The following is a 15,417-nucleotide window of genomic DNA, read 5'->3' on the forward strand; positions in this document are numbered from 1 at the left end:
AGATGAGCAAGTCCGAAAGCAAGGTGGTCGACGCTCTTCGCGCGTCGATGAAGGAGACCGAGCGGCTGCGCGAGCAGAACAGGGCCCTGGCGGACGCGGCGCGCGAGCCGATCGCGATCGTCGCCATGGCCTGCCGTTTCCCGGGCGGCGTCGCGTCCCCCGAGGACCTGTGGGCGCTGGTCTCCGACGGCACCGACGCCGTCACCGCGTTCCCCACCGACCGTGGCTGGGACGTGGAGCGGCTCTACGACCCCACGGGCGATCGCCCCGACAGCAGTTACGTCCGCGAGGGCGGATTCCTGCACGAGGCCGCCGAGTTCGACGCCGACTTCTTCGGCATCAGTCCGCGCGAGGCCCTCCTGATGGATCCTCAGCAGCGGCTTCTCCTGGAGACGTCCTGGGAGGCCTTCGAGCGGGCCGGGATAGCGCCGCGCTCCATGAAGGGCAGCGCGACCGGCGTGTTCGCCGGCGTGATGTACCACGACTACGCGCGCGGGGGCACGCTCGGCAGCGTGGTCTCGGGCCGCGTGGCGTACACCCTGGGTCTTGAGGGTCCCGCGGTGACGGTGGACACGGCGTGTTCGTCCTCCCTGGTGGCGCTGCACCTGGCGGCCCAGTCGCTGCGCAAGGGCGAGTGCGCGCTGGCGCTCGCCGGCGGCGTCACCGTCATGGCCACGCCCCGCACCTTCGTCGAGTTCAGCAAGGAGAGCGGCAGTCTCTCCCGGGACGGCCGCTGCCGGGCCTTCGCGGAGGACGCGGACGGCACCGGCTGGGGCGAGGGCGCCGGTCTCCTCCTCCTGGAGCGGCTCTCCGACGCCCGCCGCAACGGCCACCCGGTCCTCGCGGTCCTCCGGGGTTCCGCCGTCAACCAGGACGGCGCCTCCAACGGCCTCACCGCCCCCAACGGCCCGGCACAGCAGCGCGTGATCCGGCAGGCCCTCGCCGACGCCCGCGTCGCCGCCGACCAGGTGGACGCCGTGGAGGGACACGGCACCGCCACGGAGCTGGGCGACCCGATCGAGGCGCAGGCGCTGCTGGCCACGTACGGGCAGGGGCGTGAGGACACGGAGCCGCTGTGGCTGGGCTCGGTGAAGTCGAACCTGGGCCACACCCAGGGCGCCGCCGGTGTCGCGGGCGTCATCAAGATGGTCGAGGCGATGCGCCACGGCGTCCTGCCGAAGACGCTGCACGTGGACAAGCCGTCCACGCACGTCGACTGGGACGCGGGCCGGGTCGAGCTGCTGACCGAGGCGCGCGCGTGGCCCGAGACCGGCCGCCCGCGCAGGGCCGGCGTCTCCTCGTTCGGCTTCAGCGGCACCAACGCCCACGTCATCCTCGAACAGGCCGGTCCCGCCGAGGTCGCCGCGCCGGAGGAGGCCCCGTCGGGCTCCGTCTTCGGCCGGACGATCCCGTGGGTTCTCTCGGCCCGCGGCGCCGAGGCCCTGCGCGGGCAGGCGCTGCGGCTCCTCGCGCACGTGGAGGCGCGTCCCGGGCTGGACGCGCGCGAGGTCGGCCGGTCGCTGACCGGGACGCGGTCGCTCTTCGAGCACCGCGCCGTGGTGACGGGCGCCGACCGCGGCGAACTCCTGGCGGGTCTGCGCAGCCTGGCCGCGGGCGAGGCGGCGGCGAACGTCCAGCAGGACCGCGCCGCAGGCGAGGACGGTCCGACGGCCTTCGTGTTCGCGGGTCAGGGGTCGCAGCGGCTGGGGATGGGTCGTGGGCTGTACGAGGCGTTCCCGGTGTTCGCGGGGGCGTTGGACGAGGTGCTCGCGGAGCTTCCGGACGGTCTGCGGGAGGTGATGTGGGGCGAGGACGCGGAGGCATTGAACCGGACGGGGAACGCGCAGCCGGCGTTGTTCGCGGTCGAGGTCGCCCTCTTCCGGCTCCTTGAGTCGTGGGGCGTACGGCCCGACGCGGTCGCCGGTCACTCGATCGGCGAGATCGCCGCCGCGCATGTGGCGGGGGTGTTGTCGCTGGGGGACGCGGCGCGGCTTGTGTCGGCTCGGGGTCGGTTGATGGAGGCGCTGCCCGAGGGCGGTGCGATGGTGGCGGTCGAGGCGTCGGAGGACGAGGTCCGGCTGACCGCCGGGGTTTCGGTCGCCGCCGTGAACGGTCCGCGCGCGCTCGTCGTCTCCGGCGTCGAGTCCGAAGTCCTCGCTCTTCAGGCGCACTTCGAGGCTCTGGGTCGTAAGACGACCCGCCTGAAGGTCTCGCACGCCTTCCACTCGCCGTTGATGGAGCCGATGCTGGAGGACTTCCGGCAGGCCGTCGAGGGGCTGGTCTTCGCCGCTCCCCGCATCCCGTTCGTCTCCACGGTCAGTGGCACGCCGGTCGGCGCCGAGCTGGCGGACCCCGCCTACTGGGTCCGCCAGGTCCGTGCGCCCGTCCGCTTCGCGGCCGCCCTCGACGCCCTCCGAGAGCAGTCGTCCGTACGGCACTTCGTCGAGGTCGGCCCGGACGCCACGCTCACCGCGACGGTGACCGCGACCGACCCCGGCGCCGCCTTCGTCCCCCTCCTCCGCCGCGACCGCGACGAGGAGGAGACCCTCGTCTCCGGGCTGGCCCGGCTCGTCGCCGCCGGCGCCGCGAACGGCCCCGACTGGGAGAGCTGCTTCGGCGCCGCCGGCGGCCGGCCGGTCGAGCTGCCGACGTACGCCTTCCAGCGCGAGACGTACTGGCTGCGCACGCCCGCGACCGGCGCGGACGCCGCCTCGATGGGGCTCGGCACCGTGGACCATCCGCTCCTCGGCGCGGCCATCGTGCTCGCGGACTCCGACGACCTGATCCTCTCCGGGCGGCTCTCGCTCGCCACGCACCCGTGGCTCGCGGACCACGTCGTGGGCGGAGCCGTCGTCTTCCCCGGCGCCGGTCTGGTCGAGATCGCCGTCCGCGCGGGCGACCACGTCGGCTGCGGGCGCATCGGCGAGCTGACCCTCGACGCGCCCCTCGTCCTGCCCGAGCGCGGCGCGGTCCAGGTGCAGGTCACCGTCGGCGCCGCCGACGACGCGGGGGCCCGCCCGATGAGCCTGTACGCGCGCCCCGAGGAGGCCACCGGGACGGCCCCGTGGGCCCGGCACGCGACGGGCGTCCTGGTCGCGCCGAGCACGGGCACGGGCACGGGCTCGGGCGGTGCCGCGGTCGGCGACTGGCGGCGGAGCTGGCCCCCGGCCGGCGCGGAGCCGGTCTCCCTGGACGGCCGGTACGAGACCCTGGCGGACGCGGGGCTCGTGTACGGGCCGGTGTTCCAGGGCCTCAAGCGGGCCTGGCGGCGGGGCGACGAGGTCTTCGCCGAGGTCGGGCTCGCCGAGCGCGCGCATCCGGACGCGGAGGACTTCCTGCTGCACCCGGCCGTGCTCGACGCCGCGCTCCACGCGATCGGTCTCGGTTCCGCCGCGTCCGCCGCCGAGGGCGACGGCCCTTCCCTGCCGTTCTCCTGGAACGGTGTGGAACTGTTCGCGTCGGGTGCCGCCGCGGCCCGGGTCCGCATCGCCCCCTCGGGCGAGAGCGGCGTGTCGCTGGAACTGGCCGACGCGCAGGGCGACCCCGTGGCCGCCGTCGGCTCCCTCGCCCTGCGTCCCCTGCCCGCCGGGCGGCTCTCCGCCGCGCCCGGGGGCGGCGCGGTCACGGGCGCCGACGACCTCTTCCGTACGGCGTGGGAGCGCTCGGTCCTGCCCGCCGCGGGCCCGGCCGACCAGACGCCCGCCGTGTTCGACGTCACGGGCGGTACGTCGCCGGAGGCCGTCCACGCGGCCGTGACGGACGCGCTGGGGGCCGTGCGGTCCCATCTCGGCGCCGACACCGGGGTGCTGGCCGTCGTGACCCGCGGCGCCGTCGCCGCGCTGCCGGACGAGGCCGTGACCGATCTCGCGGGCGCCGCCGTGCGCGGCCTGGTGCGGTCGGCCCAGACCGAGCACCCCGGCCGGTTCGTGCTGGTGGACGCCGAGCCCGACCTCGAAGGAGACCTGACGGCCGGACTCCTGGCCGCCGTCCTGGCATCCGGCGAACCGGACGTGGTGGTCCGGGCCGGCGGGACCTGGGTGCCTCGTCTGGTCCGTGTCGCCCCGGACGGCCCGAGCGGGGCCGGGACGGTGTGGGGTGATGAAGGTCAGGTTCTGGTCTCGGGTGGTACGGGTGCCCTGGGTGCTCTGGTGGCCCGGCATCTGGTGCGGGTGCATGGGGTGCGTGAGCTGTTGTTGGTGAGTCGTTCGGGTCCGGCCGCGCCGGGGGCGGATGTGCTGGTCGGGGAGTTGGAGGGGCTGGGGGCGCGCGTCGAGGTGGTGGCGTGCGACCTGGCGGATCGTGGTTCGGCCGAGGCGCTGCTGTCGGGGCGTCGGCTGGCGGGTGTGGTGCACGCGGCCGGTGTCCTCGACGACGGTGTGGTGACGTCCCTGACGGCGGAGCGGGTGGCGGGTGTGTTGCGTCCGAAGGTGGATGCGGGGTGGCATCTGCACGAGTTCGCGCAGGCTCCGGTCTTCGTGTCGTTCTCTTCGGCGGCCGGGGTGTTGGGTGCTCCGGGGCAGGCGGGTTACGCGGCGGGCAACGCGTATCTCGACGCGTTGGCGGAGTACCGTCGTTCGGCGGGGCTGCCCGGGCAGTCGCTGGCCTGGGGCATGTGGGACACCGGCGGCATCGGCATGAGCGCCACCGGCCCCTCGGAGCGCCCCCGTCCCGGTATCAGCGGTCTCACCGCGGCCGAGGGCCTCGCCCTGCTCGACCTGTGCACCGCGAGCGCCGCCGCCGTCCTCGTACCCGCCAGGCTCGACCTGCCGGCCCTCACCGACCCGGACGGTACGCTGCCGCCGCTGCTCGGCGGTCTGGCCCCCGCCCGGCGCCGTGCCGCCGCGGCCCGGGAGCGGGCCGGGACCGGGGCGCTGTCGGAACGGCTCGGGGCGCTGCCGCCGGGCGACCGGCTCACCGCCGTCCAGGACCTGGTCCGTGAGCACGTCGCCGCGGTGCTCGGCCACACCTCCCCGGAGAGCGTCGACGGGGACCGGGCCTTCCAGGACCTCGGCTTCGACTCGCTGACCGCCGTCGAGCTGCGCAACCGGCTCAGCTCCGCGACCGGCACGCAGCTGACCGCCACGATCGTCTTCGACTACCCGACGGCCGCCGCGCTCGCCGGGCACCTGCACACCCTGCTCGTCGGCGACCTCGACGACGTGCGGGACGACGGGCCCGCCGTGCGGCTCGACGACGAGCCGATCGCCATCGTCGGCATGGCCTGCCGCTACCCGGGCGGGGTCGACTCGCCCGAGGACCTGTGGCGGCTGGTCTCCGACGGCACCGACGCGATCTCGGGCTTCCCCACCAACCGCGACTGGGACCTCGAGTACTGGCTCGGTGACGGCGCCACCGCCAAGGACCCGCAGGGCGGCTTCCTCCACGACGCCACCGACTTCGACGCGGCCTTCTTCGGGATCAGCCCGCGCGAGGCCCTGCTCATGGACCCCCAGCAGCGGCTCCTCCTGGAGACCTCGTGGGAGGCGCTGGAGCGGGCGGGCATCGACCCGGTGTCGCTGCGGGGCTCGTCCACCGGGGTGTTCGCCGGTGTGATGCAGACCGACTACGACCCGTACGTCGAGGAGACCGACACGCTCGACGCGGGCATCCGCACGACCGGGCTCTCCGGCAGCGTCGTCTCGGGCCGGGTGGCGTACGTGCTCGGTCTCGAAGGCCCCGCCGTCTCCGTCGACACCGCCTGCTCGTCCTCGCTGGTCGGCCTCCACTGGGCGATCCAGGCGCTGCGCCAGGGCGACTGCGACCTGGCGCTCGCGGGCGGCGTCACCGTCATGGTGTCGCCGAGCAACTTCATCGGCTTCGACCGGCAGGGCGGCCTGGCCTCCGACGGCCGCTGCAAGGCGTTCGGCGCCGGGGCCGACGGCGTCGGCTGGTCCGAGGGCGCGGGCATGCTCGTCGTCGAACGGCTCTCGGACGCCCGGCGCCACGGGCACCGGGTCCTGGCCGTCGTACGGGGCTCCGCCGTCAACCAGGACGGCGCGTCCAACGGGCTGACCGCGCCCAACGGGCCCTCCCAGGAGCGGGTGATCCGACGGGCGCTGGCCACCGCCGGGTTCACCCCCGGCGACATCGACGCGGTGGAGGCGCACGGCACGGGCACCACGCTCGGCGACCCGATCGAGGCACAGGCGCTGCTCGCCACCTACGGGCAGGACCGGCCCGAGGACCGGCCGCTGTGGCTCGGCTCGGTGAAGTCCAACATCGGCCACACGCAGGCCGCGGCGGGCGTCGCCGGTGTCATCAAGATGGTGCAGGCGCTGCGTCACGGCCGGCTGCCGGGCTCGCTCCACGCCGACGAGCCGACGCCGCACGTCGACTGGAGCGGCGGCGCCGTCCGGCTGCTCACCGAGGCCAGGCCCTGGCCCCGCTCCGGGCGTCCGCGCCGCGCGGGCGTCTCCTCGTTCGGCTACAGCGGAACGAACGTCCACACCATCCTCGAAGAGGCCCCGGAGGAGGAGTCCGCCGAGCCGGCGCCCGCCGGTCGCGACCTGGACGCCGGCCGGACCGAGGCCCCGGCCCCGGACGCCGACCAGGCCCCGGCAGCCGACCAGGCCACGGACGTCGACCGCGGCCCCGCGCTGCCCTGGCTGCTCTCCGCGCGCAGCGCCGACGCGCTGCCGCTCCAGGCGAAGCGGCTCCTCGCCCACCTGGCCGAGCATCCGGAGGTACGGACCGAGGACGTCGGCTACTCGCTGGCGTCCGGTCGCGGCTACGGCCGCCACCGGGCGGCGGTCGTCGGAGCCGACCGCGACGGGTTGCTGGCCGCGCTGGCCTCGCTCGCCGACGGGGCTCCCGGGCCGGCCGTCGCCCTGGGCACCGCGCGGGCCGGCGGCGGGAAGACCGCCTTCCTCTTCCCCGGGCAGGGCGGTCAGCGGGCCGCGCTCGGCCGGGAACTCCACGCCGCCTTCCCGGCGTTCGCCGACGCCTTCGACGCGGTCTGCGCGCATTACGACCGTCATCTGGACCGGCCGCTGCGCGAGGTGATGTTCGCGGAGGAGGGCACGGTCGCGGCCCAGCTGCTCGACCAGACGGCGTTCGCCGCGGCCGCCGTCTTCGCCCTGGAGGTCTCCCTCTTCAGGCTCCTGGAGTCCTGGGGGGTGCGCCCCGACTACGTGATGGGCCACTCGGTGGGGGAGATCGCCGCCCAGCACGTCGCGGGCGTGTTCTCGCTCAAGGACGCCGTACGGCTCGCGGGCACCAGGGGCCGGCTCATGCAGGAGGCGTCCGGCGGGGCGATGGTCGCCCTGGAGTGCACCCCGGAGGAGGCGGAGCCGCTGCTCACCGACCGGGCCGCGGTCGCCGTCGTCAACGGCCCGCGCTCGATCGTGGTCTCCGGCGACGAGGAGCCCGTCCTCGCGGTCGCCGCGCACTTCGAGGGCCTGGGCCGCCGCACCCGGCGCCTGGGCATCCGGCAGGCCTCCCACTCGCCGCGCATGGAGGTCATCCTCGACGACCTCTACGACGTCGCCGACGAACTGTCCTACGAGGCGCCCCGCGTCCCGGTCGTCTCCACCCTCACCGGCGCCCTCGCCACGGTCGACGACCTCGACGACCCCGAGTACTGGGTGCGGCACGCCCGGGAGACCGTCCGGTTCCTCGACGGCGTGCGCGCCCTGGAGGCCGAGGGCGTCACCCGCTTCGTCGAGCTGGGCCCCGACGGGGTGCTCTCCGCCGTCACCGAGGCCTGCCTCGGCGGCATCGCGGAGGACCCCGTCGTCGTGCCCGTGCTCCGCCCCGGCCGCCCCGAGACCACGGCCGCGCTGGCCGCGGCCGGGGAGCTGTACGCGAACGGGGTGGGCGCGGACTGGCAGCGGCTGTTCACCGGCAGGGGCGCCCGCACGACGCAGCTGCCGCCGTACGCCTTCCACCGCGAGCGCTACTGGCCCGACCGCACCACCCGGCAGGCCGAGCTCGACGTCACCTCGGCGGGCCTGGACGCGCCCGAGCACCCGATGATCGGCGCGGCCGTCGGCCTCGCCGGCTCCGAGGGCGCGGTGCTCACCTCCCGGCTGACCGTCGGCCGGCTCCCGTGGCTGGCCGAGCACACCGTCGGCGGCGCCGTCGTCGTGCCCGGCGCCGCCCTCGTGGAGCTGGCCGTGCAGGCGGGCGACCGGGTCGGCTGCGGGCACCTCGCCGAACTCACCCTGGAGACGCCGCTGACCCTGTCCGAACCGGGCGGCACCGTCGTGCAGATCGCCGTGACGGGACCGGCCGAGGACGGCAGCCGGGAGCTGACCGTCCACGCCAGGCCCGAGGACGGCGACCTGCCGTGGACCCGGCACGCCTCGGGCCGCCTCACCGGCGCCCCGCAGACCCCGCCCGCCGGGCTCACCGCCTGGCCCCCGGCCGACGCCGAGGCCGTGCCGGTCGACGACCTGTACGAGCGGCTCGCCGCGATGGGCCTGGAGTACGGGCCGGCGTTCCGCGGCGTGCGGGCCGCCTGGCGGCGCGGCGGCGAGGTGTTCGCCGAGGTCGCCCTCGACCCCGCCCACGCCGACCGGACCGGCCCCGCCGAGCGGTACGCGCTGCACCCGGCGCTGCTCGACGCCGCCCTGCACGCCGTGGCGTTCTGCGGCGAGGACGTGACCGGCGGACTGCCGTTCGGGTGGACGGACGTGGCCGTGCACGCCACCGGGGCCACCGCCCTGCGGGTGCGCCTCACCCCGCTCGGCGACGGCTCCCTCGCCCTCGAACTCGCCGACCACACGGGCGGACCCGTCGCCTCCGTGGGCTCGCTGCTGCTGCGCCCCGCCGGCGGACCGAGCGCGCCGGACGCACGCCACCTGCGCCACCTCTTCCGCTGGGACTGGACCGCCGTGCCCGCCGGCGCCGGGAACGCCCCGGGCGTCCTCGCGGTCGTCGGCGGGGACCCCGCCCTGGCCGAGGCGCTCGGCGCGGCCGCCGTGCCCGCCGCCCGCTACGGCGACCTGGGGGAGCTCCGCGCGCACGCGGTGGCGACCGGCCGGGCGCCCGACGTCGTCGTCTGGGACCGCACCGCGGCCCTGCCCGACGCCGACGCCGACCAGGTGCGCGAGGCCGTCACCGCCACGCTGACGGACCTTCAGGAGTGGTTCGGCGAGCCGCTGTTCGACCCGGCGCGGCTCGTCGTCGCGACGCGCGGCGCGCTCGCGCGCTCCGGCGAGGACGTCACCGACCTCGCCGGCGCGGCGCTCTGGGGACTGCTCAGGTCCGCCCAGGCCGAGCACCCGGACCGGATCGTCCTGGCCGACCTGGACGAACGGCCCCGGTCCGTGAGGGCGCTGGCCGCGCTGCCCGCCGGGGACGAGCCGCAGGCGCTGGTGCGCGACGGCGTCGTCCACGGGGCGCGGCTGCTGCGCCCCGGCGCGCACGAGGAGGCACCCGGCAGCGTCTTCGACCCCGAGGGCACCACGCTGATCACCGGCGCCACCGGGCTGCTCGGCGGACTCGTCGCCCGGCACCTCGCGACCGAGCACGGCGTGCGGCACCTGCTGCTGGTCAGCCGCGGGGGCGTCGCCGACCCCGAGCTGCTCGCCGAACTCGACCGGGCGGGCGCCGAGGTCACCGTCGCCGCCTGCGACGCGGCCGACCGGGACGCCCTCGCGGAACTGCTCGCCGCACTCCCCGAAGGACGCCCGCTGCGCGCGGTCGTCCACGCGGCCGGCGTCCTGGAGGACGCCACGATCGGCTCCCTCACCCCCGAGGGCCTGGCGAGGACGCTGCGTCCCAAGGTGGACGCCGCGCTCGCGCTGCACGAGCTGACCGCGGACCTCGGGCTCGGCGCGTTCGTGCTGTTCTCCTCGGCGGCCGGGCTGTTCGGCGCGCCGGGCCAGGGCGGCTACGCGGCGGCGAACGCCTTCCTCGACGCGCTCGCGGCACGGCGGCGCGCGGCCGGCCTGGCGGCCCAGTCGCTGGGCTGGGGCCTGTGGGAGACGGTGAGCGAGATGACCGGCGCCATGACGGACGCCGACCGGGCCAGGCTGGAGCGCAGCGGCATGGGTGCCCTCTCCGCCGACGAGGGCCTCGCGCTCTTCGACGCGGCGCTGGCCAGGCCCGAGGCGCTGCTGGCCCCGGTCCGGCTCGACCTGGCCGGGGCCACGGCCGACGAGGTCCCGCAGGCCTTCGCGAGGCTGGTGCCCGCGGCCCGCCGCAGGGTGGGCGCGGCCGTCGCCGGAGGCGAGGAGTCGCCGGTCCGGCGGCTCGCGGGCCTCACGGGCGCCGAGCGGCGGAAGGCGCTCGTGGCGCTGGTCCTGGACCACGCGGCCGGTCTCCTCGGCCACCCCGACTCCACCGGCCTCGACCCCCGGCAGCACTTCCTGGAGATCGGCTTCGACTCGCTGCTCGCGGTGGGGCTGCGCAACCAGCTGAACGCCCTCACCGGGCTGCGGCTGCCGCCCTCGGTCGTCTTCGACCACGGCAGCCCCGCCGAGCTGGCCGCCCGCGTCGACCGCGAGCTGGGCTCCGTCGAACCGGCCGACGGGCCGGCGGGGCCCGCCGCGGCGGGCGCCGGCCGGGCGCCGGACATGTTCCGGGAGCTGTTCCACTCGGCCGTCGGCAGCGGCAGGCTCTACGAGGCGCTGCACATGCTCGGCACGGCGGCGGTCCTGCGGCCGTCGTTCGAGTCCCCGGCCGAACTCGCCGCGCCGCCGGCCGCCATCAGGCTCGCCGACGCCGCGCCCGGCGGGAAGCTGCCGAAGCTGTTCTGCGTCGGCAGCCCGATGGCGATGGGCGGCGCCTACCAGCACGCCCGGCTGACCTCGCACTTCCGGGGGACGCAGGAGGTGTACGCGCTGCCCGTGCCGGGCTTCGCCGAGGGCGAGAGCCTGCCGGCCACGGCCCGCGCGGTGACCGAGCTCCTCGCGGAGTGCGTGCGCGACGCGGCGGGCGGCGAGCCCTTCGCCCTCCTCGGCTACTCGTCGGGCGGTCTGATCGCCCACGCGGTGGCGGGCAGGCTGGAGCAGATGGGCGTCGCGCCCAGCGCGCTGGTCCTGCTCGACACGTACACCGTCGAGCCCGCCGCGCCCGAGGGCGGGGAGCGGGACGGCGAGCAGGCGACCGGCATCATCGCGGAGATGGCCGTGGCCCTGCTGGCGAGGGAGGCGCAGTACGGCCCGTACGACGGGACCAAGCTGACCGCGCTGGCCCGCTACACGGAGCTGATGGCCGACTTCGCCCAGGGTCCGGTGGCCGCGCCGACGCTCTTCCTCCAGGCCGAGGACCGCTTCACCCTCGACGGCTCCGCCGGGGAGGGCGACAGCGCCGGCGGGGCGGCCGGGGGCGACGACTGGCGGACCCGGTGGGAGGGGGCGGCCGCCACCCGCACCGTGCCCGGCGACCACTACTCGATGGTCGAGGAGCGGTCGCGGACCACGGCCCTCGCGATCCAGGAGTGGTTCGCCTCCTCCTCCTGACCCGCGTTCGGGGCGCGGCGGCCGACCGCCGCGCCCCGACGCACCCCCCGCCGTATGCCGACCCGACCCGACCTGCCCCGATCCGACCTGCCCTGACCTGACCCGATCCGACCTGACCCGATCCACCGACAGCCCGAGGGAGACGCCGATGTACGAGGCCGAGGACGCCGAACTCTACGACCTGGTCCACCAGGGCCGCGGCAAGGACTACGAGGCCGAGGCGGCGAGCATCGTCGCGGTGGTCCGGGAGTGGCACCCCGGCGCCGGCTCGCTCCTCGACGTGGCCTGCGGCACGGGCGGCCACCTGCGCCACTTCGAGAAGTGCTTCGGGGACGTCGAGGGGGTGGACCGGTCCCCGGACATGCTGGCGTACGCCGCGCGGCGCGTACCGGGGGTGCGGCTCCACCCCGGCGACATGCGCACCTTCCGGCTCGGCCGCACCTTCTCGGCCGTGACCTGCCTGTTCAGCTCGATCGGCCACATGCGGACCACGGAGGAGCTGGCGGAGACGCTCGCCTGCTTCGCCGCGCACGTGGAGCCCGGCGGCGTCGTCGTGGTGGACCCCTGGTGGTTCCCCGACACCTTCCTGCCCGGGTACGTGGCCGGCGCGGTCATCGAGGACGGCACGCGCACGGTCGCCCGGGTCTCGCACTCCTCGCTGGAGGGCAACGCGACCCGGATGTCCGTCGAGTACCTGGTGGCGGAGAGCGGCGCGGGGATCCGGCGCGTCAGCGAGTCCACCCTGATCACCCTGTTCACCCGGGAGGAGTACGAGCACGCCTTCGACCGGGCCGGGCTGACCCCGCACTACCTGGACAGCGACTTCTCCGGGCGGGGCCTGTTCGTCGCCGTGCGCCGACCGTGACGGTGACCGGGCCGTTCAGTGGGCGATAGGGGTACCGCCGCGCGGCGGTGCCCCGACAGGCTGGTCCCGGCGCCCGTGGGTGACCGGGGCCGACACGGAACCGAGGTGACTGATGAACGACGGCCGCGCGCTGGTCTTCCCCGGCATGGGCCCCTCCCGCTTCGCGGACGTGGCCCGGTTCATGATGGTCGACCGGTTCGCCAGGGAGCTGCTGAAGACCGCCGACGACGTGCTCGGCTACCGGCTCGTCGACAGGTTCAGGGACGCGCCCGCCGACTACTCCGAGCACGCCCAGGTCGCCTTCCTGGTGAACTGCCTGGCCCTGGCGCGGCACGCGGAGGAGAACCACGGAATGGTGCCGGACTATTGCGTCGGGCCCAGTTTCGGATCGAAGACGGCGAGCGCGTACACGGGAAGCCTGTCCGTTCCCGACGCCGTCCGGATGGTCTCGCGCATGGCCCGGTGCATCGACGCGTACTTCGCGGAGGAACACCGCGACGTCGTCACGCACTCGTTCGTCCGCACCCCGGAGGAAAAACTCCGGGAACTCCTCGGAGAACTCGAAGCGGCGGACGAGTGGTACGACATCTCCTGCTATCTGGATTCCGATTTCTTCATGCTGTCGCTGCGCGAGGGCCGGCTCGAATGGCTGGAGCGGAGCATCCGCGCGGCGGGTGGTCTGCCGCTGTACACGATGCGTCCGCCGATGCACTCGGCGGCGTTCGGCGGACTGCGAAAAAAGGCGGCGGAGGAGGTCTTCGCCGACCTGGACTTCGCCGACCCGGGGATCCCGGTCGTCTCGGACCAGGACGGCACGCTCGTCACCACCGGCGAGGGCGTGCGGACCCTGCTGCTCGACTCCGTCGTGCGCCCCCTGCACTGGCCGCGGACCGTCCGGGCGCTGCGGGAACTGGGCGTCGGCGAGGTGTGCGTGGCCGGGCCCGACAGCCTCTTCGGCCGGGTGCGGACCACGACCGAGAACTTCGCCGTGGTCACCGTCGACCCCCGCACGGCGCTGCGGCCGCGCCCGAAGGACGCGGCCGCCTGAGCCGGGCCTCCCGGCGCGCTCGGGTCACACCGGCGCGCGCATCGCCGTCAGCGTCCGCCACAGGACGCCCGGCGAGCGGAACGAGTCGAGACTCAGCGCCTCGTCCCTGAACCGCACCCCGTACGCGCCCTCCAGAACCGTCATCAGCTCGACGACCCCCATGGAGTCGAGCCCCAGATCGGGCAGATCGCTCTCCGGGGAAAGCTCCTCGGCGGGCGAGACGTACGGCAGGTGTTCGCGCAGTATTTCCTCGAATTCAGGGTCCCACATATTCGCATCCCCTCCGTCCGCGGACGGCCCGCCGTATGACGGCCGGGCCCGGCGAACATCGACAGTAGCACCGGGTGCGGTATGCGGGACCGCGATTCCGAATCTCTTTCCGCACGGTGGAGTTGGAAGCCCGATGACTGCCATGAGCCCCATGGACCAGATGAGCCCGAAGCCAGGGACGAACGGAAACGCGCTGTATTCGCGATTCCTGAAAGGACTCGCGCTGGACGGCGACGCGGTGGCGCTGCGCGCGGGCGGGCACTCCGTGACCTACCGCGAGGCGCACCGCACGGCCCTGCACCGGGCGGGCGCGGTCGGCGACCCGGCGCGGCCCGTCGCCGTCCTGGCGTCGCCCGCCGCCCCGGACGCCGCCCTGGACATCCTGGCGGCCCTCGCCGCCGGGGCCACGGTCGTGCCGCTGAACGCCGAGGGACCGCCCGCCCGCACCGCCCGGACCCTCGCCGCGTCCGGCGCCCGCACCGTGTTCGCCGACGCGGCCGGACTGCGCGCCCTGGAACGGCTGCCGGACCGGGCGCGCCGGCTCGCGGTCCACGCCCCCGCCGCCGCGATCGCCGGGACGCCCGGCGTCGGCGCCCGGCCCTTCGAGGAGGCCGTGCCGCTCGACGCGCCGCGCCCCGTGCGGCCGGACGACGCCGCGTACATCCTGTTCACCTCCGGATCCACCGGCCGGCCCAAAGGCGTGCCCATCACCCACCGCAACGCCACCCACTACTTCGCGGAGCTCGACGGCCGCTACGCCTTCGTCCCCGGCGACGTCTTCTCGCAGACCTTCGACCTCAACTTCGACTGCGCCCTCTTCGACCTGTTCTGCGCCTGGGGCAGCGGCGCCCGCGTGACCCGCATCCCCCCGCACGCCTACCGCGACCTGCCGGCCCACCTCGCCGACGAGGGCGTCACCGTCTGGTTCTCCACCCCCAGCGCCATCGCCCTCACCCGCAGGACCGGCCGCCTCGCCCCCGGCGTCATGCCCGGACTCCGGCACAGCTTCTTCGCGGGCGAGGCGCTCGGCGCCCAGGACGCCGCCGACTGGCAGGCCGCCGCCCCCGGCTCCGTACTGGAGAACCTGTACGGGCCCACCGAACTCACCGTCACCATCGCCCGCTACCGCTGGTCGCCCGCGACCTCGCCCGACCGCTGCGTGAACGGCGGCGCCCTCATCGGCCGGGTGCACGACGGCCACCGGACGCTGCTCCTCGCCGAGGACGGCACCCCCGCCGACGACGAGGGCGAACTGTGCGTCAGCGGGCCCCAGACGACCCCCGGCTACCTCGACCCCGCCGACGACGAGGGCCGCTTCCTGGAGCACGACGGGCACCGCTACTACCGCACGGGCGACCGGGTGCGCCGCACCGAGGACGGCGACCTGGCCTACCTGGGCCGTCTCGACACCCAGGTCCAGGTCCACGGCCACCGCGTGGAACTGGCCGAGATCGACCACCTGTTGAGGGCCGGCACCGCCGTCGAGCAGGCCGTCACCGTCGCCGTCCAGGGCGGCCCGACGGACACCGCGGAGCTCGTCGTCTTCTACACCGGCACCCCGGTGCCGCCCGTCGAGCTCGCCCGCGCCCTGCGCGCCGCCCTGCCCGGCGGCACGATACCCAGGCACTTCGGCCACCTCGCCGCCCTGCCCCTCAACGCCAACCGCAAGATCGACCGCCTGGCGCTCACCGCCAGGGCCCGTGAGCTGCTCCGCCCGGGGACCCCCGCATAGGGGGTGGTAGGGGGGGTGCGCGCGCGCCACCCGGGTTAGCGTCCGAACACGGGGGCGTACGAGGGAGAACGGCACACTTGTGACCCCCGCGACG

Annotated in this window: 5 protein-coding genes; 4 read left to right on the forward strand and 1 reads right to left on the reverse strand. The window is 75.5% G+C overall.

Annotation, left to right across the window (positions count from 1 at the left end; all coding sequences use genetic code 11):
* The first annotated feature begins 2 nt into the window (after positions 1–2).
* The 3 genes from ACFQ8C_RS13480 (at position 3) to ACFQ8C_RS13490 (ending at position 13,321) form a co-directional block, all read left to right on the forward strand.
* Complete coding sequence (locus ACFQ8C_RS13480; RefSeq protein ID WP_383455950.1) at positions 3–11,408, forward strand: SDR family NAD(P)-dependent oxidoreductase; 11,406 nt, start codon at positions 3–5, stop codon at positions 11,406–11,408.
* Positions 11,409–11,556: 148 nt separating this feature from the next.
* Positions 11,557–12,273: a class I SAM-dependent methyltransferase gene (locus ACFQ8C_RS13485; protein ID WP_383455953.1), complete on the forward strand. Its 717-nt coding sequence runs from the start codon at positions 11,557–11,559 to the stop codon at positions 12,271–12,273.
* Between the two features lie 112 nt (positions 12,274–12,385).
* Positions 12,386–13,321, forward strand: coding sequence for an ACP S-malonyltransferase (locus tag ACFQ8C_RS13490; protein WP_383455955.1), 936 nt, complete (start codon positions 12,386–12,388; stop codon positions 13,319–13,321).
* Between the two features lie 24 nt (positions 13,322–13,345).
* Here ACFQ8C_RS13490 and ACFQ8C_RS13495 read toward each other — a convergent pair whose 3' ends face one another.
* Positions 13,346–13,591 (reverse strand): phosphopantetheine-binding protein, encoded by a 246-nt coding sequence (locus ACFQ8C_RS13495; RefSeq protein ID WP_383455958.1) that lies wholly within the window; start codon positions 13,589–13,591, stop codon positions 13,346–13,348.
* Positions 13,592–13,742: 151 nt separating this feature from the next.
* Here ACFQ8C_RS13495 and ACFQ8C_RS13500 point away from each other — a divergent pair, with 151 nt between their 5' ends.
* On the forward strand, positions 13,743–15,323 hold the full coding sequence (locus ACFQ8C_RS13500) for an AMP-binding protein (RefSeq protein WP_383455961.1): 1,581 nt from the start codon (positions 13,743–13,745) through the stop codon (positions 15,321–15,323).
* Positions 15,324–15,417 lie beyond the last annotated feature (94 nt).

The sequence above is a fragment of the Streptomyces sp. NPDC056503 genome (genome assembly GCF_042794995.1).
Lineage (GTDB): Bacteria > Actinomycetota > Actinomycetes > Streptomycetales > Streptomycetaceae > Streptomyces.